Consider the following 22,674-nt stretch of genomic DNA (forward strand, 5'->3'; position numbering starts at 1 on the left):
CTTTAGCTTTAATTTATTTTTTACTTCATATTTATTAATAATACGTTTTTTTCGTAGTCATAACTTTTATATTTATCCGCCCCTTAACCTGTAATAAATATTATTAACCGTATTATATTAATCTCTTTTTATTCTGAACATAAATAAACTTAATGAAAATAAAATAAGCGAGATAACTATCATATAAAAAATATAATCATATATATAACTTATACTTTCATAAACCTGTAATTTTTCTATCCCCTCATATACTAACCTCTGCGGCATAAAACTTCCTATTTTTTTTAGGTACTCCGGCATAATATCAAAGTCCCAGAATACTCCTGATATCATGCAAGTCGGTATTACTACTAAAATATTGATAGTAGCTGCAATATACCTGTTCCTTGTAAAGCTTACTATAAATAAATTTAAGGATATAGCTATTAAGTTAAGCAGCAGCATAACCACTAAAAAATTATACGTATTTTCCATACCAAAATCTAAGTTTAATATCCTGCAGGATACGTAATATATAATACTACTCATAGACGACATAAGGTAAAATACTACAAGCAGTGCAATATAATATTTGTACGGTCTTATACCACTTGCTAATACCCTGTTTTTTGTATCCTGCTCCTCATCTTCAATTAAAAAATTTGCTATAGAAGCTCCGCTTATTAATATCATCATAATAACTATTCCTATAGAATTTTTTACTGAAGGTCTGCTTTCATTAACTTCATTTAAATCATAATTAAGCATGTGCTTTGTATATGCCTTATTATTTTCTATAAACTTATCTATACTGCCATCACTTACTTTTGCTATTAAAGTCAGGTTATTTACTTTAGCTTTTATTATTGATAACAGTGTTTCTTTAATATCACTATTGGATATTGACTTGATTACAACTTTCCCAGCCTTAAAATTTAATATATCATCAGAAAAGCCATCATCAATAATAACTACCATCTGTATCTGGTGTGAAACAAGCATCAACTCATAACTATCATTACTTATTCCTACTGCATCTATATCTTCTATTTCATTTATAGATTTTATTAGCTCCCTTGAAATATACTTATTATCATTATCTATAATTCCTACTTTATAATCCATTTCCTGCCCAAAAGCAAAGCTGAAGAACACTATAATAACAGCAGGTGCAACTACCCCCATAACAATAAAGCTCTTCTTCTTTAGTAGTAGCTTAAATGTATTTAACATCACTCTAAACATTATTCTCACCTGCCCTCAGACTACAGATAATGCATATTATTAATAACACTGCTGACAGCTGTAATGATAATAATACCGATATAGTCTGGTAATTAGAAGGAATCCCTGAGCTTAAGCTTAACAGCGCTATGTTTGCCCAGTATGACGGCGCTATCTTGCACAGCATACTAGCTATTTCATTAGACTTTATTAATGATATGGGTAAATAAGCTCCTCCTAAAAAACCAAAGACTATTAATAAGGTGTTAAGGACACTGGCTGCTATCTTAGCATCCTTAAATACACAGCCTACAGTTATTCCTAAAATAGAGCTGAAAACTATCAAAGCTGTTAATACTGCCATGGTTGCCATAAGATTTATACCCCAATCAATCTTTAAAAAAACTGTACTGATAAAATAAACTATAATAACTTGAAGGATGCCAACAATAACTCCTAATATAATCTTTGATAAAATAATGCTGAAATCACCAGCTTTAGATACTTTTAATCTTAAAAATGTATTTTCAAAGCCTTCATTATAGACTGATACGCTGGTTATCTGTGATATATAAAGTATTATTAATACAAGCTCTGCAAAAGTATAATAAGTAAATGAATTTATACCTGAAGCAGATATCCCCTCTTCAACTACTATATTCTTTTCCTCACTCATATCATTTAATACCCTGGGATTTTCGCTTACTACTGTATTAATTACTGAATATCTTTCTAAATACTGGTCAAAAACGCTCCTGAATATTTTCTGAGCCCTGCTTTCTTTTTTTTCATTTCTATAAAAATCATATTTATCTTCATTTATATATATAAGAGCTAATCCTTCATAGCTGTTTACGCGATTTTTTCCATATATGTCGTCTGATACCTCTTCAAATTCTATTTTCATGCTTTCTTCACAGGTATCCTTAAAGCTTTTAAATACTTGTAAATATTCATTTCCGCTGCTTAAGTTATTAACTTTATAATAAACTTTTTTGTTTTCAAATATATTAAAGTCCACATTCATAAGTCCGTTTAATGAAAAACCCATTATAATTATAAGAGCAGCTGGAAATATAAACATTGTTGCTACATTAGATTTACTCCTAAAGAAATATAAAAGTTCCTTTATTACTAAACTAATCAATATCATTTTTTGCCCCTGTTATATCAATCTCTTAATTGTTTTCCTGTTAATTTTAAAAATACACCTTCTAATGTAGGAATTTCATTTTTTATATTTTCTATAACACCGCTATTATTAGTAATGGTATATATAATATATGGAATAATATTCATCCCCTTAGAATAGTAGCATTTTATTTCATTTTCAGTAACCTCTACTTTCTGTATCCCAGCTATTCTGCTTAGATGTTTTTTTATATTATAAATTTCCTTTTTAAGCTTTATTGTACATATGTCTTCATCAACCACAGTTGACTTTAGATACTCTTTAGTTCCTTCTACTATTATCCTTCCGTTATCAATAATGGAAATGTTATCACACAGTTCATCTATCTCCTCCATATAGTGGGAGGTATAAATTATAGTAGCTCCTTCTTCATTTAGCCTCCTGACTGATTCTAAAATATGATTTCTTGACTGAGGATCTATGCCTACCGTTGGCTCATCCATTATTATCAGCCTGGGACTATGGGCAATTGCACAGGCCATATTTAGCCTTCTTTTCATTCCACCTGAAAATTCTTTAGATTTTTTATTTTCAACATTTAAAAGCCCTGTAAAATCCAGAGCCTTATTAACCCTTCTTTTAAGCTCCCTGCCTCTATATCCATATAATGAACAGAAAAATGATACATTCTCCCTTGCAGTCAGGTCATGATAAATAGCAATATCCTGCGGCAGCAATCCAATGTTTTTTTTATATTTATTTATATTTGTTTCTCTTTCTTCAAATATCACTTTTCCAGAAGTCATCTTTTCAAGCCCGGATATAATTTTAATCAGAGTACTCTTTCCTGCACCATTAGGCCCAAGCAGTCCATATATATCCCCTTTTTTTATATTTAAATCTATACCCTTTACCGCTTCAAAATTATTATACTTTTTATGAAGATTTTCAATTTGAAGTATATACATAATATAACTCCTAAAGACAACTATTTATTTCTTTTATACTTACTTCCTCTGCAAAACCTCTTCTTATGCAGTGACTTTCACAATCCTTACTGTCACACTTTATACATGGATTGCTATCATAACGCTTTAATAAGTTCATAGCTCCAACAAAATTCCCTACAGCAGCCCTTCTATTAATATCCCTTATAGGAACATTATATCTGCATGCTTTTTCACATAATGGCTTATTACAAAACTGGCACTCTAAAGCTAGCTTTGCTATCTTTTCCTCCTTAGGATTTTTTCCAATTCTTATCTGCATTCTTTCAAAAGGCTTTTTAACTATATTCACATAATTTTTCATATTTTCATCATATTCAAATTCTTTCATCCCAAGTTCTCTTAAGATAAGATTTGCTGCGCTTATCCCTGAGATTGTGACCGCCGGTGTCCCTGTTCCCATAACAGTGGATTCTCCGCAGTTGAAGAGATTCTTTATTTCGCTTTTAGTTTTCAGCCTTTTCATCATATGCTGGCCAAGCTTCTGCTTTGGTCCTGCAACACTTCCGCCTTCCTTTAATACATACCTGTTCAATGTAGTCGGAGTGCTGACCTCTACATGGCATATATTTTCCTTAAAGCCAGGAAACCTCTTTTCAAGGACATCTAAAATCCTGTTCTTTTCAGCCTCCTTCATATCCTTATATTCCTGTGTATTATAGTCATTTTTATATCCCTTAGGCCATTTCTTAAAGCTTGGGCCTATTGCAGCTATAGTATGATATCCTGCCGGGCAGAGTGTCTTATCATCTATGCTTAAAATGTATGCAGTAATTTCTGATTCATCTAATTTAGTTTTATCACCAATGAGCATTTCAATAGGAAGTGTCCCTTCTGGTATTGATTTTTCTTTTACAAGTGCATATAGAACTACTGATGGATATGAAGGTTCTAAAGATTCTGTCCATTTTCTTATTTCTTCACTCGCATTATCCTTTAGTAGCTTATTATATAAATTCCATACTGTTCCTGAATTAATAATGTACTTAGCGTTTATAACGCTTCCATCATCCAGCCTTACCTTAACCGCAGTATTATTTTCTACTATTATCTTTTCCGCTTCTCTGTTATAAATCATCTTCCCATTATTTTCTTCGATTACCTTCTCTAGCTTTCCAACTAAATTAAGTGTTGATCCTGCAGGATAATAACTTCCACCGAAATGATTATCAACAAACATCACTGAAGATAATATAGCCGGAGTTTCTTCAACATTTGTATAACAGTATGTAGATGTAAGCTTATCAAATAGATTAAATACCTTTTCATCTTTGAAATACTTTTTTAAAATACTCGTTGTATTTTTATTCATATATCCTAAAAATCTAATATACTCCACAGGATGTCTTAAAAACCCCTGAAGCCCCTGTTCTTTCTTTATTGCATCCGGTGATATAAAGTTAGGCTTCTCTGCTATTATTTTCATATACTGTCTGCTTAAGTCTCTATAGAACCTTTTAAAATTATCTTTTTCCTTTGGAAATACCTTTGCTAATTCTTCTATAAACCTATCAAGGTCTTCATAAAAAACTATTCTATGCTCACCATAGTTTACAGCATAAAGTTCATTATGCTTTATTATATCTATTGGCTCTTCTAATGCATTAAATACAAACCTATGTGGACTAAACCCCTTGTCATTAAATCCGTATATCATCCCAACTCCCTGTTCAAACACTACGTCTTTTCTTTTAAATATCCCGCATGCCCCTCCTGGTTTATTCTGAGCCTCTACAACGCATACATTCAGCTTCCGTTTTGCCAGCAATGAAGCAGCAGTAAGACCTGATAGTCCTGCCCCTATCACAATAACGTCATAATTCATATACCCTCCTTAATTGTTCATAAAAACACTCTTCTCTTATTAACTTTATTCTTGTAATAGAAAAAATATTAACCTTGCCATAAAACATCTTAAAAATACTGAATTATTACTACTTACAGAAGCATATATACTATCTTTTTCACTGTTCATCTCTACAAATACAAAATTGATAAAGAAATGTACAGTAAACTATTATCTGACTTAAAAGAACGCGGTGTCTTAAAGCAGTAACTCATAGTCTGTCCTTATGTTCTTACTATTGTTCATTATATATAAAGCTAGTAGCTGTTACTTAGTAACTTCTACTAGCCTTATATATATGACTTCATAATTGTTCCTATATAAATACCCTAAACTATATAATTCTATGCAACTATTTCACTTGTTTCTGATTTATGCATTACTCTCATAACTTTCTAATTTATCTTCAAAAGAATCTCTTAAACTTTCTTCTTTTTCATTTACTAAAGGATTCATAGTTAATACTGGTATATTATTTTTATTTCTTATTAAGTTTTCTATTTCAAGTGCTATATTATGATTTTCTTTTAAATACAGCTTTGCATTTTCCCTTCCTTGTCCTATCCTTATTTAATTATAAGAGAACCATGCACCACTCTTCTGAATAATTCCATCATTAACAGCAATATCTACCAAATTTCCTTCTTTTGAAATACCTTCATTAAACATTATATCAAATTCAGCTATCTTAAATGGTGCTGAAACTTTATTTTTAATTACCTTTACCTTGACCCTATTTCCTAGGAATTGTTCACCATTTTTTATAGTGTCAATCCTTCTAATATCTAATCGTACAGATGCAAAGAATTTAAGAGCTCTTCCTCCCGCTGTTGTTTCAGGATTTCCAAACATAATACCTATTTTTTCTCTTAACTGGTTTATGAAAATTACTGTGCATTTTGATTTGCTAATAGCTCCAGTAAGCTTTCTTAAAGCCTGTGACATTAGCCTTGCCTGTAACCCTATATGAGAAGCTCCCATTTCACCTTCAATTTCTGCTCTAGGTACAAGTGCAGCTATAGAGTCAATTATTATCACATCTATGGCATTAGTTCTTACTAATGCTTCAGCTATCTCCAATGCCTCTTCACCTGTATCTGGCTGGCTCACTATTAGCTCATCGGTATCAACACCTAACTTCTTCGCATATATAGGATCTAAAGCGTGTTCTGCATCTACAAACGCTGCTGCCCCTCCATTTTTTTGTGCTTCTGCTGCTATACTTAATGCAATAGTGGTTTTACCTGATGATTCTGGTCCATAAATTTCTATTATTCTTCCTTTTGGTACTCCCCTACTCCTAAAGCAATATCTAAAGCTAATGAACCTGTAGATATAGATTCAACATCCATTGAGGATTGTCCTCCAAGCTTAACAATAGCTCCTTTTCCAAATTGCTTTTCTATCTGACTCATTACATTTTCTAACACCTTCAACTTATTATCATCAATATTCATTCATACCATCTCCATTTGTTAAAATAAAAATGCGCTGTACGTTACGGCAAGTGGTATGACCGTAGGTACAACGCATTGACTTATAAAAAGTATATCACATTTTTTCATTCTGATGTAATACATAATTTTTTTCTAGTTAATTTTATTATATAAATCTTGTATTATTTAATTAACTATTCTGATTATATAAAGCTTCATTGTCAGCTTTAGAATTTTTTTATTTTTTTATTATAAATCTTTAGTTTTAATCTATTTTTTTATAGTAATGTTGCAATTGCTAGAACATCCTTTACTATGTGGACAGCCTATGCATTTTACACCTTTTTTCTTTTCTTTAACTACCTTAGTAATCGATAATGCTAAAATAAGTATAATTATTAATAATACAATTACATTTCCCATGCTGCACCTTTATTTTTACCATTGCTAGCAGCTTTTTCACTGCCTTTTTTCATAAGGAATATAATTATAGCTGCTATAACTGCTACTGCTATAAGTCCTGGAACAAATGCAGTTCCAAATGAACCTGTAGTTACTAATGTTCCTATTTGATAAACTAAGAATGAAACAGTATATCCAGTAGCAAATTGGAATCCAATTCCTCCCCATAACCACTTTTTATCTTCCATTTCTGAGTTCATTGCACCAATAGCTGCGAAACAAGGTGGAGTAAATAAATTAAACATTAAGTATGAAAGTGCTGCTACTGAAGTAAGTCCCATAATTTGAGATACTTCTGAAACTCCTGATACTAAAGCTAATTCTTCAACATCTATAAAGTTAGTTATTGAATATACAACTGCTAAAGTTCCTACAACATTTTCCTTAGCTATAAATCCAGTAATTGCAGCTGCTGCTAATTGCCATGCTCCAAAACCTAATGGAATTAATATAAATGCAAATGGTGAAGCTATTGTAGCTAATATACTAGTATTCTCTGCACCTTCTGCAACTAATTGGAATTGCCAATTGAAACTTTGCATTATTTGTATAACTGTATTACAAAGTAATATAATTGTTCCTGCTTTAACTATGAAAGCTTTTCCTCTTTCAAACATTGAAACTGTAGCTCTTTTTATACTTGGAACTTTATATTGAGGTAGCTCCATAATGAAGTATGAACTTGAATTCTTTTCTCCTGTAATTCTAACAACTATTAATGCACCTATAATTATTAAGAATATTCCTAAGAAGTACATTAATGTTCCAACCCATGCAGCATCGTTGAAGAATACTCCAGCAAATAAAGCAATTACAGGAAGTTTTGCTCCACATGGCATAAATGGAGTTAACATTGCTGTTGTTCTTCTTTGTCTCTCATCTTTTATAGTTCTTGTTGCCATTATTCCTGGTATAGCACAACCTGTACCAATAATCATTGGAATAATACTCTTCCCGCTTAATCCTATTTTCTTAAAGAATCTATCCATGATTACAGCTATTCTAGCCATATATCCACTGTCTTCTAATAATGCTATTAAGAAGAATAAAATCATAATTAATGGTAAAAATCCAATAACTGCTCCTACTCCACCTATAATACCATCTAATAGTATTGAGCTTAATAATGGTGATACATTTGCTCCAAGTAAACCTTCTACAAATGCATAAACCTTATCAACCCCTGCAACAAGAATGTCAGCAAATAATGGTCCTAAATATGTTTGCGATATTGAGAACACCGCCCACATAACTGCTGCAAATATAGGAAGTCCAAGCCATTTATGAGCTAATATTCTATCTGCCTTGTCCTGAAGTCTTATCTTATCCTCAGTGTTATTTCTTTTCTCAACTTTAGCTACAATTCCTTTAACAAAATCGTATCTCTTCTTATCATTTTCTTCTACTTCTTTTTTATTTGATAAATCAATACCTTGTCCATCAAAAGGTGCTTTTTGACTATTTCCTTTAACTTCTATAGCTTTCTTTATAAGAGATTCTATTCCATTATTATTAGTTGCTATTGAAACAGTCTCAACAATTGAGCATCCTAAAAGCTTTTCTAAAGCTTTGATATCAATTTTAGTTCCTTGCTTTTTATTTAAATCAGTTTTATTTAATGCAATTACGACTGGTATATCTAACTCTAATAACTGGGTTGTAAAGAATAAACTTCTACTTAAGTTTGTTCCATCAACTATATTTATAATAACATTTGGATTTTCATTTTTTATAAAGTCCCTAGTTACATTTTCTTCACTTGTAAATGGCGACATAGAGTATGCCCCTGGAAGATCTATTATTTTTATCGAATCCCCATCTTTCATTAGTGATTTTCTTATACTACCTTCTTTTTTATCTACGGTAACTCCTGCCCAGTTACCAACTTTTTCACTTTTCCCAGTAATAAGATTAAATAAAGTAGTCTTACCACTATTAGGATTTCCTGCTAATGCTATTTTCATCATTTACCCCCAGATATATTATTTTATATATTTTTTACACTTATAGCTGTCGCTAATTGCTTGTCTATGCTGTATCTTCCATCTTTTATCTTGATTACATAAGTATCCCCTAAAATAGAGACTAAAGTAACTATTTCACCTTCATAACACCCAAGTGAAAATAGAAATTTTTCCATTTCTTCATCATTACTTTTTATATTTGTAATTACATACTCCCTATTAACTTTCCCTTGGCTTAGATTTTCTATTGTTGAAATAGCTTTGTCTTTTCCTTTTGATTTTGAAAAAAACATTCTACTTAGTAATCCCTCCATGGTTATATCCTCCAAAATTTTTACTTAATTGATAATAAATATCATTTTCTATTATTATACTAATTAGTTATTTATTTGTCAATACAAATGATAATCTTTTTCAATAAATATAAAATATCTTACTCTTAAATTTTTATGAAATAAAAAAACACATCAATTTTAAAAAATAAAAAATCAATGCGTTTATATTTGTATTACGTATTTTTATACTATATAAAAATACACTTACAATATAAATCGTAAGTGCATCTTTTTACTAATTATTTTAATACATCTGCCATCTCTGTACTAATTGCTGTACTTATCGCTTTATTTATATTTTCATTAAAAATTATGTTATTAGCTTTATCATCGTATATTGCAGGTAAAAATACTCTAACAGTAGTACTTTTTTCTAATTGGCTTTCTACTTCTATTTTTCCATCATGCAATTCTACTAATTCTTTTGCTATACTAAGCCCTATTCCACTACCTTCATTAACACGTGATAATGAATTATCTACTTGATAAAATCTATAAAAAATAGTTTCTAACTTTTCTTTTGGAATGCCAATACCTGTATCTATTATCTCTATAATGATGTAGTTATTATCATTTTTTACATTCGTATAGATTGTCCCTCCATCAGGTGTGAATTTTATAGCATTAGATAATATATTTAATACAATTCTTTGAATTATTTCTATATCTACTGATACAACTATCTCTTCTTCATAAGTATCAAAAATCATGTTAATATTTTTCTTACTAGCATAGTCAATAGTTTCAGTAAATATAGCTTCTACTATTTCAACAATATTTACATTTTTCTTATTTAATTTAATAACCCCAGATTCTATTTCTTTAACATCTATAATATTATTAGCTAGTTTTAATAATCTATAAGCATTTTGATTAATAATATTAAGCTTCTCTTCTAGATACTTATTATCCAATTCATTATAGCCTTTATTTAACTGCATCTTAACCAGACTTATACCTGATAGAATAATATTAATAGGAGTTCTTAATTCATGACTAATATTAACAATAAAATCTGTTTGCATCTTTTCTCGTGCAATCTCTATTTCTCTTTCTCGTTCTTTCTTCTTAATTCTTTTTATCATACTTATTATTTTATGTACTAAAAATACTATTAAAATAAATATGCAAATTAATACAACACAAATAACTTTTTTTATACAACTTGGTAGAAGTAATTGGTAAAATGCTTTATCTATTATTATACATTTTCTAGGTATATTCCTTATATTTATATTATACTTATATATTTCATCATATTTTAAAATCCATTTTGGATCTGGTGCAAAAGTGCTTTCTATATCCGATACATCCTCACCTTCAACCATTCGCTTAACTCTATCAAAAATTTCCTTACCCTGTAATTGCCCAATATCCATACAACCACCTAAAATATCAGCATAAATATAAGTAGGATCATTTGTATAAATTGGCCAAGGTAAATATTCTTTTATAATCTCAACAGATCTCTTAGGGTCTAGGAATGCCCCAGTATCTTTATATTGAAATTCTCCTCCTAAAAGAATAACTTCTTTCTTATCATCATTGTCCTTAGTAGACTGATATTCTTTTAATTTTATTTCAATATCTTCTATGTAATCACTTTGGATAATATTAAGCTCTATCTCATTTCCTAAATGCTCAGTAACTATATTAGTAGACTTTCCAATAAGATTATTTCCAAAACCTGAGCTCTCAGTTATAATATTAATACAATCAATAGTATCATCCATTTGTAATATTAAATTAAAGCCCTCTAGGGTAACATCTCTTTGATAAATACCTGTTATGTACTTCTTTTGTTCCTCTGTAAATGAAATATTTGAGTCAACACCACTAAATACTAAAGGAACGTGATATAGTTCACTATATTCATTTGTTATCTGTGGTGATATTACAGAAAAGGCTTCATCATCGATAGTATATATTGCATCAATACTTCCTTTAGGATATTTCATTTCAATAAATTCTAGAAAACTTGCAATATACTTTTCATCATTTCTACTTCTAAAATCAAAATATTCCACTTTTATATTAATTTCATTTTGATTATAAGCTTCAGCAGCCTCTCTAAAGCCTTCAATTACATAAGATTCCCAATGATGTCCTATATGATAAGAATTAATAATTAGAACGTTAAATGCTGATGCACATTTTTCTGTTTCTGCCAAAGTTATACTTGAACTACACATAAAAACAACAAAAATAATCAGTAGTACTTCTAAAATTTTCTTACCCTTTTTCATAAAGTCTAACTCCCTCTTAGTATTTAAAATACAAAATTATTACAATATAACCCATTTTTCACACAACAATTCTAATCCATTTTTCACCAAAATTCAACCACTTTTTTTCCCATTATTTTGCTTTTATTAAAAGAAAATATGCTTTAATTTAATTAATTTGAATCAAATGAATTTACTACTAAATTATTTTACAAAAAAAGAATGAGCTTAAATCTCATTCCATTCTTTGCAGACATCAACCCATGAATCATAATTTGAATATTTCTCAATTTCAGGAATAGTAAGTTCAATTGCACTATTACTACTTCCACAAGCAGGAAACACTGTATTGAACCTCTTTAATGATTCATCTAAATATACATTAATTCCTTCATTTATAGCAAATGGGCATACCCCTCCAACTCCATGTCCTACTAATTCAACCACTTCCTCTACTGGAATCATCTTCGCCTTTGTTGAGAATTTCTGCTTATATTTTTTATTATCTATCTTAGCATCACCTGCTACCACTATTAAAATTACAGAATCATTTACTATAAATGAAAGTGTCTTAGCTATCCTTTTAGGCTCACAATGAAGAGCCTTTGCTGCTAGTTCTACTGTTGCACTTGATACATCAAATTCTTGAATTTTATCTTCTATTCCGTATTTTTTAAAATATTCTCTTACCTTTTCTATTGCCATAATTACTACCTCTCTTTTTCTAAATTCTACATAGTAACTATATTATCCAAATTACCCCACTATTAACCCTTAACTATAAATGATATTTTTTTAATAAAAAGTGTTGACCTTTTTTAAAAAATAATTTATTATATTTATTGTCAACGAGACAACTATAAAACAACTTGGAAGCATAGCTCAGCTGGGAGAGCATCTGCCTTACAAGCAGAGGGTCACAGGTTCGATCCCTGTTGTTTCCACCATAATATGCGGGTATCGTATATCGGTAATACTCCAGCCTTCCAAGCTGGAAAGGTGGGTTCGATTCCCACTACCCGCTCCATAAAAAAGCAACTGTTAATCAGTTGCTTTTTATTTTATATAAAATTTTATTTAGCATCAATCTCCTATATCCTAAGCAATATATTCATTTTATAAAAACCATTCTATCTTTAAAGTAGAACTAACTTTATATTAATTTTCAATTTATAAACCCTCAGCTTTTGAAAGTTTATTGCTACCAATTGCTCTAAACTCAACATATATCATAATAATAGATACTACACCTGCTATTAAATCAGCAATAGGTCCTGAATACATTATTCCATCAATTCCTATAAATAAAGGCAAAATCACTATTAATGGCAACAAAAATAATATTTGTCTTGTTAGTGAAAGAAATATACCTTTCTTTGGCTTACCTATAGCTGTAAAAAAATTAGATGATATAGGTTGGAAACAATTTAAAAAGGTAAATAATAAAAATATCCTAAAATATTTTACCGCAAAGGTATAGTAAGCTTCTGATCCTGAACCAAATATAGAAACAATCTGTCTTGGTAGAAACTGAAATACTAAAAATGCTATTATTGAGACTATAACGCCATAACTTATAGCTGTTAAATACGCCTTCTTTACTCTATCAAATTTTCTTGCTCCATAGTTAAAGCTTACTATAGGTTGTAATCCTTGTGAAAGTCCTATTACTATTGACATATATATTTGATTTACCTTTGTAATTATACCTGCACATGCTAGTGGTATTGATTCACCGTATACAGATAAAGCACCATAATATGTTAATGATTTATTCATTACTATCTGTACTATCATCATAGCAAGCTGGTTAAAGCAAGGTGCAGCTCCTAAGGAAATTATTCTTTTTACAAACTTCCATCTAGGTATTAAATGTTTCTTATATAATCTTCCTGTTTTATAATTAAACATATATCTTAAAGCTAGCCCTGCTCCAAAAATCTGACCAATTATAGTAGCTAATCCTGCTCCTGCCATCCCCATATTTAATCCAAAAATAAATATAGGGTCTAAAATTACATTTATTATGGCTCCTGATAAATTGCATAGCATACTGTATTTAGGACTACCATCTGCCCTTATTAAATGTCCTCCACCTGTAGCAAATATTAAAAATGGAAATCCTATTGCAGTTATTCTTGTATAACTCTTAGCATAACCTAATACATTTTCAGGTGATCCAAAAAACACGAGCATTGGCTCTAAAAATATTTGAATTATAATACACAAAACTACTCCTGAAGTAAAAAGTAATAGTGCAGAATTTCCAACAAAATAAAGTGCCTTATCCTTATTTCCTTCTCCTAATGTAAGATTAAAAGCTGATGCAGCACCTATACCTAATAGTAATGCAATTGCTATGCATGACGTAGTAAGTGGAAATGTTATATTAGTAGCTGCATTACCAAGTTCACCGACACTTCTTCCAATAAAAAACTGGTCAACAATATTGTATAATGCACTTACTAGCATAGCTATTATACTTGGAACTGCAAAAGCTCTTAATAATCTACTTATAGATTCCGTTCCTAAATTATTTCTTTTTTTATTTCCCATCTCTCTCTCCTCTTCTTTTGTCTTTATTATATATTCTTTCTAAAAATATATTTTTAATGACCCTCATTTTCTCGATAAATGCTTTTACGCCTACTTATCATCTATCATTATACCATTTAATCATCAAATTAACATTTATTAACTATTTAGCTAAAAGTTAAGGACACAATCAGTAAAATTGTGTCCTTAAACTTTATTTTGTTACTTATAATTTATTAACTTTTATATTTAAAATGTTCCTTCTACACTACTTCCATAAATACTTTTACAATTACAGAATCAAATTGACTACCTGAGAATCTTTGAATATTCTCAAATATAGTAATAAGCAAATATCTATTATGTAATTATAATCTCATCTTTATTATCCTTATATTTAACTATTTCTCCATTAAAAACTCTCTCGCAATCTGTTGCATTACATATATTATCTATTAATATCAATTTATACTTGTCATCATAACAATATAAATATAAACCTTCTTTTTTTAATACATACGAAATCGGAAACACTTCTATATTTTTTTCTTTAATCTCTAATTTCACATATGTTTTTTTATCTAAAGCTTTATCTATAATCTTACAAACTTCATTATTAATAACTCTATTTCTATCATCTAGGTCTACTATAAATCTATCCTCTAATTTATCTAGTATCTCTGTGCATTTATCATAATTAATAAGTTTAAATTTATCAATAAGATCTGATTTTTTTAAATCGTCTATTACTTGTTCAGAAATATATAATGATAATATTAAGTCTCTATAATCATTTTCTGTTAATACATATTTAGCTATTATATAGTTTTTGTCTAATTCAATTCCACCATTAACTCCTCTATATGAGATTATAGGAATACCTAAAACAGATAGTTTATCTAAGTCTCTTTGTATAGTTTTTTGTGATACGTTAAATCTATTAGCTAATTCTTTAATTGTAGTTTTAGAGTTACATTTTAATAAATAAAATAGTATTTCTAATAATCTCATATCTAGCTCCTTATAATTTATAAAATTATTATCAATTACTTATTATTTTGTAACCACTTAATTGCACAATAAGCATGCATTGCTGCCCCTGTAGTTAATATATCTTCATTAAATACAACCTTCTCATTATGCATTGGTTCTCCATATAGTGGATTTTCTTGCTTTATACCTGCTCCTAACATAAAGTAAGTGCTTGGTACTTCATATGAATAAGATGCAAAATCTTCTGATCCCATACCTCCACCTTGGAATGAAACAACAGCTTGTTCTCCAATTAATTCTTTTACATATCTTCCAAGTTCATTAGCTAAATCTGTATCATTAGTTAAAGGTGGAACTGAAGATAACTCTATTAGTTCTGCTTCGCCTCTAAACATTTTTGCTGTTGATGTTACTATTTCATTAATTCTATTAAAGATAAATTCACCAACTTCTTTATCTAAACTTCTTATTGTACCTTCCATAATAACTTCTCCTGGGATTATGTTTGGAGCATCTCCACCAGCAAATTTACCTATTGTTACTACAGCAGGTTTAGTTGCAGATATTTCTCTACTTATTATTTCTTGTAAAGATATATATATATGAGCTGCTATATTAATAGGGTCTACTCCTGTTTCTGGCATTGCTCCATGACATCCTCTACCATTTACAACTATTCTGAATCTATTACATCCAGCAATGCTAGTACCTAAACCATATAATACTACATTTGAAGGTGTGCCAGAGTGAACATGCATAGCCATAGCTGCATCTACTTTAGGATTTTCAAGTACACCTGCTTTTATCATCTTTTTAGCCCCAGTAAAACCTTCTTCGTCTGGTTGGAATGCTAGTTTAACAGTACCTTCAATTTTATCTTGATTTTGCTTAAGTAATCTAGCTGCCCCTAAAAGCATTGCAGTATGCATATCATGACCGCAAGAATGCATACATCCATTTGTTGATTTAAAATCGCACTCAGTTGCTTCAACCATTGGTAGTGCATCCATATCTGCTCTTAATAAAAATGTTTTTCCTGGCTTATTCCCTTCTATTGTAGCTACTATCCCACTTTCGCAAATCTCTTTTGGCTCATATCCAAACTCTCTTAACTTATTCATAACATAAGCTTTTGTTTGTGGTAATTCAGCTCCAACCTCCGGGTTATTATGCATAGTTCTTCTATATGTTATTAAATCATTTTTTATCTCTTGTGCTTGTCTTATAAAATCGTTCATATTACACCTCGTATTTAAATAATTTTCTATAAATATATCCTCTTTTCAATTTCATATATTAAACCTTAAACAGGACATATATAGTCATATTTTCTGTTAATTTTAATTTAATTATTCCTTAATTTTTATATAAAAGGCGCTATTAAACTAAATTGTTTATATTCAACAAAAACAATTCCCTTACACTACCTTTATTTAATACTTTTTACTATAATCTTTTTTCATATTTCTACACAAAATATATTCATAATCTTTTTTAAAGGTGGTGTGAACTATGCCTTATAATGCTAAAGATAATCTAAGAGAAGTTATTGATGAATTATGTTGTTGTGAAAATCATTTAAACTCTGCTTATCTTCATTCTGAAGGTACTCATAATAGAACCGAAATACATGCAGCCTTAAAGGCTGTTGGAAGTGCATTAGATTCAGCTCAATATACACTTCTTCATTTTAAAGATTAAGGAGGATTTCTTATGGGACATAAACCTAATGCAAAAGAAGAACTAAAAGCTGCCCTTAATGATGTTCTTTATGCTCAATCACTGCTTCTTGAAGCTATTAACACTGTTGAAGATAATGATAACAAGCAACTTTTACAAAATACTTTATCAAATGTCAATGAAGCTTTATCAGCTACAAAAACATCTGCTTATGGATTTAAAGATTAGTATTTATATAAAAAACTCCCTGATTCATATCAAGGAGTTTTTTATTTTCATATTATAAACCTTTGTAATATTCTACTGCAAAGTTAGCAGCTTTAACTAAAGCTTCAGAAGTTTTTGTAGCTCCTGATACTACTTCAACACCTTCTAAGTTATCTTGTCCTGCTACTAAAGCATTTATAAACTCAGAATTTTCAGTAGTTAATACAGCACCTATACCATCTGTCTCATTAGCATCCCTAACTTTTATTTCTATAATTTTACCAGTACTATCAAATGTTACGTGAGTTTCTATTTCTCCACCGTATCCTTGAGTAACTACTTCTACCTTTGTATTTCCATCTGTTATTGTATGTGTTACAACACCTTCAAAAAGTTCTCCATTCATAGCAACATAAACCATTCTTTGGAAATCTCCAACAAATGAAATAGTAGCTCCTGATACTGCATCTCTTTCTTCAATTGGTTGGTCTATTTGGTTAATTGTTTTGAACATTTCGTAAACATCTTCTAATGTCATTTTACTATCTAATATATGAATAGCTATAGCATCGATTTGTTCTCCATAGCTTCTTCCACCATTAAACCCTGCAAAAGAAATTCTATTAGTTCCTTCTACAAAAGAACCATCCTTATGTAAATCATATTTAGCTATTATGTCTTTAACTAAAGTATCTTCATTTAAATCTTCAATTCCAGCTTCTACAGCTACATATTTGTAACCAGCAATGGCTTTATCAAATTCTAATTCACCTTGTGTAGCTAGATTTATAAAAGTTAAATCTTTAAATTTAGTTGTATCGTTAATAATATCTGCTGATGCTGTTATCATATATTGTCCACCTTCAAAAGCAGGATCATAACCAGCAGCGCTTAACTTTGTTAATTTAAAATCTTCTCCAACTTTTTCAATTTGTACATCAGAAACATTCATTTGATATCCCATTATATCTTTTTTAGAATATTCTCCTTCTGTACCTTTATTACGGATAATATCGAAATTTAATTCTGTAATAATTCCATCCTCAGTAGTTCCTTCAAAGATAAACGTATCATTTTTAGGCTTTCCAGCTGATGTAGTACCTTTCATTTCATACTCAGCAGCAAATGTTTCTACTACTGGTTGTGTTGTTTCAATTCCTTTATCTTTTGTTTCTGTTGTACATGAAGTTAATCCGAAAGCAAGTGTAAGTATAGCTAAAGCAGCTATTAATCTTTTCTTCATTTTTCTTCCCCCTAATTGTTTAATTGTTAACATTTTCATTCTCATTATATATTGCTTTCTCTACGATTAATAGGTAAATATTGTTCGAAACATTGTATATATTGCTATATATCTCTTTTTCTTGTTCACACATCTTTAAAACTTGCATAATATATCTTAAAAACTAGTGATATTATTACAGTTTTTTTAACTATTTGATTTTAAAAAAGTCTTTACTCTTACTTTAGCAAACTTTATATTTATGAAAATTGTTTGAAAGGCAATGATGGAGACAAGTAAAAAAAATATTCACCTACAGTGAGCTGGAGACAGTGTAAACCCAGTGGCAGAGTTTTTTTGAATAACACTCCGTAGCTGCAATCTGAAATTTCTTTTTAAAATACAAGCATTATGTTTGTTTTTGATGAGAAATAGTAGGTACGCCGTATTCTATACGTTACATAGATACCAGTACTTGCTGGAAAGAGAGACCTTTATGGTAAATTAGGTGGTACCGCGGATAAGCCTCAATTCGTCCTATATATTAAGATGAATTGAGGCTATTTTTATATTTAAAAAGGGGGCTTGTACTATGTGTACAATTATGTGTTATACTGGCACAGACATTAAATTTGAAAAATTTGAAGAAGCATTACAAAGAACAGAAACTAGAGGCCCAGATATGACAAGATTTCTACATCTTAAATCTGGTATCATGGGATTTCAAAGGCTTTCCATTATGGATTTAAGCCCTAGTGGAATGCAACCATTCACTAATAATACTGATGCAGCCATATGTAATGGGGAAATATATGGTTTTCGAGCTATTAAAGATAATTTAATTTCTAAAGGGTACAAATTTATTTCTAATAGTGATTGTGAAATTCTACTTCCAATGTATTATGAGTACGGAGTAGAGATGTTTTCTAAATTAGATGCTGAGTTTGCAACTGTTATTTATGATGGTAAAAAAGATTCTTATATTGCTGCTAGAGATCCTATAGGAATCAGACCTTTATTTTATGGCTATTCTGACTCTGGGAAAATACTCTTTGCTAGTGAAGCAAAAAACTTAGTTGGTTTAACTCATAAAATCATACCATTTCCACCTGGTCATTATTATGCAGATGGTAAATTCACTTGCTATTGCGACATTACAGCTTTAGACCATGATTATTGTGATGATGACTTAGATACAATTTGCAGTAATATTCATGATAAATTAGTTACTGCTATTAAGAAGCGTATGGATGCAGATGCTCCTGTTGGCTTTTTATTAAGTGGTGGATTAGACAGTTCATTAGTTTGTTCAATCGCTCAAAAATTACATCCTAATATACAAATAAAGACATTCTGTATAGGAATGAGTGAAGATGCAATAGATTTAAAATATGCTAGAGAAGTTGCTGATTATATCAATAGTGACCATACAGCTTTTTATATGACAAAAGAAGATGTTCTTGAATCTCTTGATGAAGTTATTAAAATCCTTGGTACTTTTGATATTACTACTATTAGAGCAAGTATAGGTATGTACTTGTTATGTAAGCAAATTCATAAAACTTCTAATGTAAAAGTTCTACTAACGGGTGAAATATCTGATGAATTATTTGGATATAAGTATACAGATTTTGCTCCAAATGCAGAAGAGTTTCAAAAAGAATCAGTAAAAAGAGTAAAAGAACTTTATATGTACGATGTACTTCGAGCTGATAGATGTATAAGCTCCAATTCCTTAGAAGCAAGAGTTCCATTTGGTGATTTAGATTTTGTAAAATATGTTATGTCAATTAATCCAGAAAAGAAATTAAATAAATATAACATGGGAAAATATTTATTAAGACATGCTTTTGAAGATGAATATCTACCATTTAGTATATTATATCGTGAAAAAGCTGCTTTCAGTGATGCTGTAGGTCATTCTATGGTAGATTATTTAAAAGAATATGCAGAATTAAAATATTCTGATGATGAATTTGAATATCTTTCTAAAAAGTACAATTATCATGCTAAGCCATTTACAAAGGAATCTTTATTATATAGAGAGATTTTTGAAAAACACTATCCAAATCAAGCCGAAATGATTCACGACTTTTGGATGCCAAATAAATCCTGGGAAGGCTGTGACGTAAGCGACCCTAGCGCAAGAGTGCTATCAAATTACGGTGATAGTGGTAAATAACTTTATATACTGCTTTATAAATATAATGTAATTTTTAGTATTTCAATACTTCAAAGACTTAATGTATTTACTTAATAGCAACAAGTGATAAGTTAGCAAATAAATATAATTTAAATAAACTGCTATCTATTTCACCCTTAACTTATCACTTGTAACTTGCCATTTTTCTAAACTTCTTCAATATACTCTCTTACAATTTTTCTAATCTCATCAAATTGTTTATTAGTTGACTCATTCTCCGATTTAAATTCAATAAGCTCCTTTAAATATCCTTGCCTTTCAACCGTTCTTATACTTTCATCGTATACAAGCCCAAATATAAGAGAAATATGTCCAACAACATTATCAACAGCAGTCTTTTTCAATGTTCTTAAGATTGTATCTCTTCTCTTAAAATTATCTAAAACTTCTTTTGTAACTTCTGAAGAACACAACTCTTCATTTGTCACATTATAAATTTCCTCTGCTGGAATTATAGCATTTACTTTAAATATATCAATCTTATCTGCATCTCTTAGTATATTGCAAAATGTCTTATATCTTTCAGAAATACCTTCTTCTATTCTGTATGCGTTATGATTATCAATAACACATTTTATTAGATTATCTTCAGACATATCTTCTATAAAATTTCTTATTATTCCATCATTAAATAGAATTTCACTACCTAATTTAGCATGATTAACAGACTTAGGATCATTAAATGTTCCATATCTCTTTACTTGTTCAAATCTACCTACATCATGAAGAAGACCTGTTAGCCATGCTATATTAACTTCTTCATCACTTAACTTTAAACTTAATGCTATCTTTTCACACAGCTCACATACACGATAAGTATGTTCTGTTTTAAGTCTTATTTTCTCATTATTTATATCATATTTTTCTACATAATCATTAAATGCTCTTAGAGCTTTTTCTCTATCTACTAACATATTACTCCCCTTACCCCTAATAATAAAATAAATTAAAACTTTATTATATTATATCAATTTTCATAATTATAATATTTATATTTTGGACATTTGTCCTTAAATTATTTTATATATCTTATTTATCATAATTTATATGATATAATCTATTTACTTTATTAATAAGGAGAGAATTAAAATGAATAGTTTATCTTATCTTTTAGAAACTTGTCCTAGTCATATAAAGCAAGATTTTTTAAATATAACTTTTAATAGTTTTGATAAGATTTTATTTCAAAATGAAGCTGCTAATTCTGTCTATATAATAAAAAAAGGTAAAGTTAAAGTTTATTCTTTAACTCCTACTGGAGTTAAATACTTAGAAAGAATCTATTGCGAATATGAAATATTTGGTGAGTTAGAAATATTTATTGATAAGCCTATATTAAATTATGTAGAAGCATTAGAACCTTGTGAAGTAATAAAAATACCTAAAAAGTCTTTTTTAGACTGGATTAGATATGATTCTGATTTTTCTTTATATATACATATACAATTGTCCCATAAGCTATATACTACCTCAATCAATAGTAAGGCAAATATAGTTTATCCTTTGAAATATAGATTAGCGTTCTTTTTATGGCGTTTCCTAGAAGAACATGATTTAGACACTATACATAAAGATTTATTAGTAGAAGGTGTTGGGTCAAACATTAGAAGTGTTAACAGAATTATTAAAGAATTAAGTAATGATAATATAATTGATTATAATAAAGGGCACATTAAAGTAAAAGATATTAATAAACTACTTGATATAATTTTTTTCTGCTAATTATGATTAAAATAATATAATCTTTTAATACTCATTAGGAGGGATACTATGATAGATAAAAAACAATTAATAGAAAAGGCTTTTGCAGCTCAAGAATTTTGCTACACTCCATACTCAAACTTTGATGTAGGCGCAGCTTTACTATGTGATAACGGTAATATTTATACAGGTTGTAATATAGAAAATGCTGCATATACACCAACAAACTGTGCTGAAAGAACTGCTTTTTTCAAAGCAATCTCTGAAGGAGAAAAGAAATTTACTGCTATAGCTATTGTTGGTAATAAACACGGTATTAAAGCTGGTGAAGGTGACTTCTGCGCTCCTTGTGCTGTATGCAGGCAAGTTATGGCAGAATTTTGCGATTTAGATACATTTAAAGTAATTATTGCTAAAAGTACAGAAGAATACTTAGAGTATACCCTTGGTGAACTTCTTCCTTTAGCTTTTACAGGAAAAAACTTAGAATAAATTTAAAAGACTGAAGTACTAATGATTTAAT

The 22,674-nt window shown here is 29.6% G+C and carries 19 protein-coding genes, 2 tRNA genes, 1 pseudogene and 1 other annotated feature; of the genes and pseudogenes, 7 read left to right on the plus strand and 15 right to left on the minus strand.

Annotated elements, in window-relative coordinates:
• Nucleotides 1-117 precede the first annotated feature (117 nt).
• The 10 genes and pseudogenes from ARA56_RS09900 to ARA56_RS09940 all read right to left on the minus strand — a co-directional run bounded on the left by ARA56_RS09900 (nucleotide 118) and on the right by ARA56_RS09940 (nucleotide 12,315).
• Nucleotides 118-1,224: an ABC transporter permease gene (locus tag ARA56_RS09900; protein WP_231074300.1), complete on the minus strand. Its 1,107-nt coding sequence runs from the start codon at nucleotides 1,222-1,224 to the stop codon at nucleotides 118-120.
• Entirely contained in the window at nucleotides 1,217-2,356 is a 1,140-nt protein-coding gene (locus ARA56_RS09905; RefSeq protein WP_055266252.1) for an ABC transporter permease, read from the minus strand. The genes ARA56_RS09900 and ARA56_RS09905 overlap by 8 nt, the downstream gene beginning before the upstream one ends.
• A 17-nt stretch (nucleotides 2,357-2,373) precedes the next feature.
• A complete protein-coding gene (locus ARA56_RS09910; protein WP_055266254.1) occupies nucleotides 2,374-3,303 on the minus strand; it encodes an ABC transporter ATP-binding protein in 930 nt (309 codons plus the stop codon).
• A 10-nt stretch (nucleotides 3,304-3,313) separates the two neighbouring features.
• Nucleotides 3,314-5,167, minus strand: coding sequence for a phytoene desaturase family protein (locus ARA56_RS09915; RefSeq protein ID WP_055266256.1), 1,854 nt, complete (start codon nucleotides 5,165-5,167; stop codon nucleotides 3,314-3,316).
• 393 nt (nucleotides 5,168-5,560) lie between these two features.
• Nucleotides 5,561-6,645, minus strand: a pseudogene (recA, locus tag ARA56_RS09920) (recombinase RecA).
• A 249-nt stretch (nucleotides 6,646-6,894) separates the two neighbouring features.
• Complete coding sequence (locus ARA56_RS16455) at nucleotides 6,895-7,047, minus strand: FeoB-associated Cys-rich membrane protein (protein ID WP_084759006.1); 153 nt, start codon at nucleotides 7,045-7,047, stop codon at nucleotides 6,895-6,897.
• Nucleotides 7,035-9,050 carry a ferrous iron transport protein B gene (gene feoB / locus ARA56_RS09925; protein WP_055266258.1) on the minus strand — a complete coding sequence of 672 codons (2,016 nt, stop codon included), beginning with the start codon at nucleotides 9,048-9,050 and terminating at the stop codon, nucleotides 7,035-7,037. The genes ARA56_RS16455 and feoB overlap by 13 nt, the downstream gene beginning before the upstream one ends.
• A 23-nt stretch (nucleotides 9,051-9,073) precedes the next feature.
• A complete protein-coding gene (locus ARA56_RS09930) occupies nucleotides 9,074-9,364 on the minus strand; it encodes a FeoA family protein (protein ID WP_084759007.1) in 291 nt (96 codons plus the stop codon).
• Nucleotides 9,365-9,624: 260 nt separating this feature from the next.
• Nucleotides 9,625-11,631: a sensor histidine kinase gene (locus ARA56_RS09935; RefSeq protein WP_055266260.1), complete on the minus strand. Its 2,007-nt coding sequence runs from the start codon at nucleotides 11,629-11,631 to the stop codon at nucleotides 9,625-9,627.
• Nucleotides 11,632-11,838: 207 nt separating this feature from the next.
• Nucleotides 11,839-12,315: a YbaK/EbsC family protein gene (locus tag ARA56_RS09940; protein ID WP_055266262.1), complete on the minus strand. Its 477-nt coding sequence runs from the start codon at nucleotides 12,313-12,315 to the stop codon at nucleotides 11,839-11,841.
• A 166-nt stretch (nucleotides 12,316-12,481) separates the two neighbouring features.
• Here ARA56_RS09940 and ARA56_RS09945 point away from each other — a divergent pair.
• Nucleotides 12,482-12,557 (plus strand) — tRNA-Val (locus ARA56_RS09945).
• A gap of 6 nt (nucleotides 12,558-12,563) precedes the next feature.
• A tRNA-Gly gene (locus ARA56_RS09950) sits at nucleotides 12,564-12,637 on the plus strand.
• 143 nt (nucleotides 12,638-12,780) lie between these two features.
• Here ARA56_RS09950 and ARA56_RS09955 read toward each other — a convergent pair.
• The 3 genes from ARA56_RS09955 to ARA56_RS09965 all read right to left on the minus strand — a co-directional run bounded on the left by ARA56_RS09955 (nucleotide 12,781) and on the right by ARA56_RS09965 (nucleotide 16,376).
• Nucleotides 12,781-14,166, minus strand: coding sequence for an MATE family efflux transporter (locus ARA56_RS09955; RefSeq protein ID WP_055266264.1), 1,386 nt, complete (start codon nucleotides 14,164-14,166; stop codon nucleotides 12,781-12,783).
• A gap of 339 nt (nucleotides 14,167-14,505) precedes the next feature.
• On the minus strand, nucleotides 14,506-15,156 hold the full coding sequence (locus tag ARA56_RS09960) for a helix-turn-helix transcriptional regulator (RefSeq protein ID WP_055266266.1): 651 nt from the start codon (nucleotides 15,154-15,156) through the stop codon (nucleotides 14,506-14,508).
• Between the two features lie 35 nt (nucleotides 15,157-15,191).
• A complete protein-coding gene (locus ARA56_RS09965) occupies nucleotides 15,192-16,376 on the minus strand; it encodes a M20 metallopeptidase family protein (protein WP_055266268.1) in 1,185 nt (394 codons plus the stop codon).
• 274 nt (nucleotides 16,377-16,650) lie between these two features.
• Between ARA56_RS09965 and ARA56_RS09970 the strand changes: the two genes are divergently transcribed.
• Together ARA56_RS09970 and ARA56_RS09975 are read left to right on the plus strand one after the other, a co-directional pair.
• The gene (locus ARA56_RS09970) at nucleotides 16,651-16,839 is read left to right on the plus strand and encodes a hypothetical protein (protein WP_055266270.1); all 189 of its coding nucleotides are present in this window, start codon (nucleotides 16,651-16,653) and stop codon (nucleotides 16,837-16,839) included.
• A gap of 12 nt (nucleotides 16,840-16,851) precedes the next feature.
• Complete coding sequence (locus ARA56_RS09975) at nucleotides 16,852-17,046, plus strand: hypothetical protein (RefSeq protein WP_055266272.1); 195 nt, start codon at nucleotides 16,852-16,854, stop codon at nucleotides 17,044-17,046.
• Between the two features lie 52 nt (nucleotides 17,047-17,098).
• Here ARA56_RS09975 and ARA56_RS09980 read toward each other — a convergent pair whose 3' ends face one another.
• Nucleotides 17,099-18,268, minus strand: a complete 1,170-nt coding sequence (locus ARA56_RS09980; RefSeq protein WP_055266275.1) for an FMN-binding protein — start codon at nucleotides 18,266-18,268, stop codon at nucleotides 17,099-17,101.
• A 253-nt stretch (nucleotides 18,269-18,521) separates the two neighbouring features.
• Nucleotides 18,522-18,790, plus strand: a binding site (T-box leader).
• 49 nt (nucleotides 18,791-18,839) lie between these two features.
• Here ARA56_RS09980 and asnB point away from each other — a divergent pair.
• Entirely contained in the window at nucleotides 18,840-20,429 is a 1,590-nt protein-coding gene (asnB, locus tag ARA56_RS09985) for an asparagine synthase B (protein WP_055266277.1), read from the plus strand.
• A gap of 167 nt (nucleotides 20,430-20,596) precedes the next feature.
• On the opposite strand, the gene ARA56_RS09990 is transcribed toward asnB, so the two are convergent.
• The gene (locus ARA56_RS09990; RefSeq protein ID WP_055266279.1) at nucleotides 20,597-21,364 is read right to left on the minus strand and encodes an HD domain-containing protein; all 768 of its coding nucleotides are present in this window, start codon (nucleotides 21,362-21,364) and stop codon (nucleotides 20,597-20,599) included.
• A gap of 175 nt (nucleotides 21,365-21,539) precedes the next feature.
• Here ARA56_RS09990 and ARA56_RS09995 point away from each other — a divergent pair, with 175 nt between their 5' ends.
• The gene (locus ARA56_RS09995) at nucleotides 21,540-22,172 is read left to right on the plus strand and encodes a Crp/Fnr family transcriptional regulator (RefSeq protein WP_055266281.1); all 633 of its coding nucleotides are present in this window, start codon (nucleotides 21,540-21,542) and stop codon (nucleotides 22,170-22,172) included.
• 48 nt (nucleotides 22,173-22,220) lie between these two features.
• On the plus strand, nucleotides 22,221-22,643 hold the full coding sequence (locus ARA56_RS10000; RefSeq protein ID WP_055266283.1) for a cytidine deaminase: 423 nt from the start codon (nucleotides 22,221-22,223) through the stop codon (nucleotides 22,641-22,643).
• The last annotated feature ends 31 nt before the right edge of the window (nucleotides 22,644-22,674 follow it).

The sequence above is a fragment of the Clostridium disporicum genome (assembly GCF_001405015.1).
GTDB lineage: Bacteria > Bacillota > Clostridia > Clostridiales > Clostridiaceae > Clostridium > Clostridium disporicum_B.

Coding starts and splice junctions, on each gene's coding strand:
- ARA56_RS16455 (WP_084759006.1), bottom strand. CDS start 7,047: ATGGGAAATGTAATTGTATTATTAATAATTATACTTATTTTAGCATTA.
- ARA56_RS09940 (WP_055266262.1), bottom strand. CDS start 12,315: ATGGCAATAGAAAAGGTAAGAGAATATTTTAAAAAATACGGAATAGAA.
- ARA56_RS09975 (WP_055266272.1), top strand. CDS start 16,852: ATGGGACATAAACCTAATGCAAAAGAAGAACTAAAAGCTGCCCTTAAT.
- ARA56_RS09970 (WP_055266270.1), top strand. CDS start 16,651: ATGCCTTATAATGCTAAAGATAATCTAAGAGAAGTTATTGATGAATTA.
- ARA56_RS09965 (WP_055266268.1), bottom strand. CDS start 16,376: ATGAACGATTTTATAAGACAAGCACAAGAGATAAAAAATGATTTAATA.
- ARA56_RS09900 (WP_231074300.1), bottom strand. CDS start 1,224: ATGTTTAGAGTGATGTTAAATACATTTAAGCTACTACTAAAGAAGAAG.
- ARA56_RS09980 (WP_055266275.1), bottom strand. CDS start 18,268: ATGAAGAAAAGATTAATAGCTGCTTTAGCTATACTTACACTTGCTTTC.
- ARA56_RS09960 (WP_055266266.1), bottom strand. CDS start 15,156: ATGAGATTATTAGAAATACTATTTTATTTATTAAAATGTAACTCTAAA.
- ARA56_RS09955 (WP_055266264.1), bottom strand. CDS start 14,166: ATGGGAAATAAAAAAAGAAATAATTTAGGAACGGAATCTATAAGTAGA.
- ARA56_RS10000 (WP_055266283.1), top strand. CDS start 22,221: ATGATAGATAAAAAACAATTAATAGAAAAGGCTTTTGCAGCTCAAGAA.
- ARA56_RS09905 (WP_055266252.1), bottom strand. CDS start 2,356: ATGATATTGATTAGTTTAGTAATAAAGGAACTTTTATATTTCTTTAGG.
- ARA56_RS09915 (WP_055266256.1), bottom strand. CDS start 5,167: ATGAATTATGACGTTATTGTGATAGGGGCAGGACTATCAGGTCTTACT.
- ARA56_RS09930 (WP_084759007.1), bottom strand. CDS start 9,364: ATGGAGGGATTACTAAGTAGAATGTTTTTTTCAAAATCAAAAGGAAAA.
- feoB (WP_055266258.1), bottom strand. CDS start 9,050: ATGAAAATAGCATTAGCAGGAAATCCTAATAGTGGTAAGACTACTTTA.
- ARA56_RS09935 (WP_055266260.1), bottom strand. CDS start 11,631: ATGAAAAAGGGTAAGAAAATTTTAGAAGTACTACTGATTATTTTTGTT.
- ARA56_RS09910 (WP_055266254.1), bottom strand. CDS start 3,303: ATGTATATACTTCAAATTGAAAATCTTCATAAAAAGTATAATAATTTT.
- asnB (WP_055266277.1), top strand. CDS start 18,840: ATGTGTACAATTATGTGTTATACTGGCACAGACATTAAATTTGAAAAA.
- ARA56_RS09990 (WP_055266279.1), bottom strand. CDS start 21,364: ATGTTAGTAGATAGAGAAAAAGCTCTAAGAGCATTTAATGATTATGTA.
- ARA56_RS09995 (WP_055266281.1), top strand. CDS start 21,540: ATGAATAGTTTATCTTATCTTTTAGAAACTTGTCCTAGTCATATAAAG.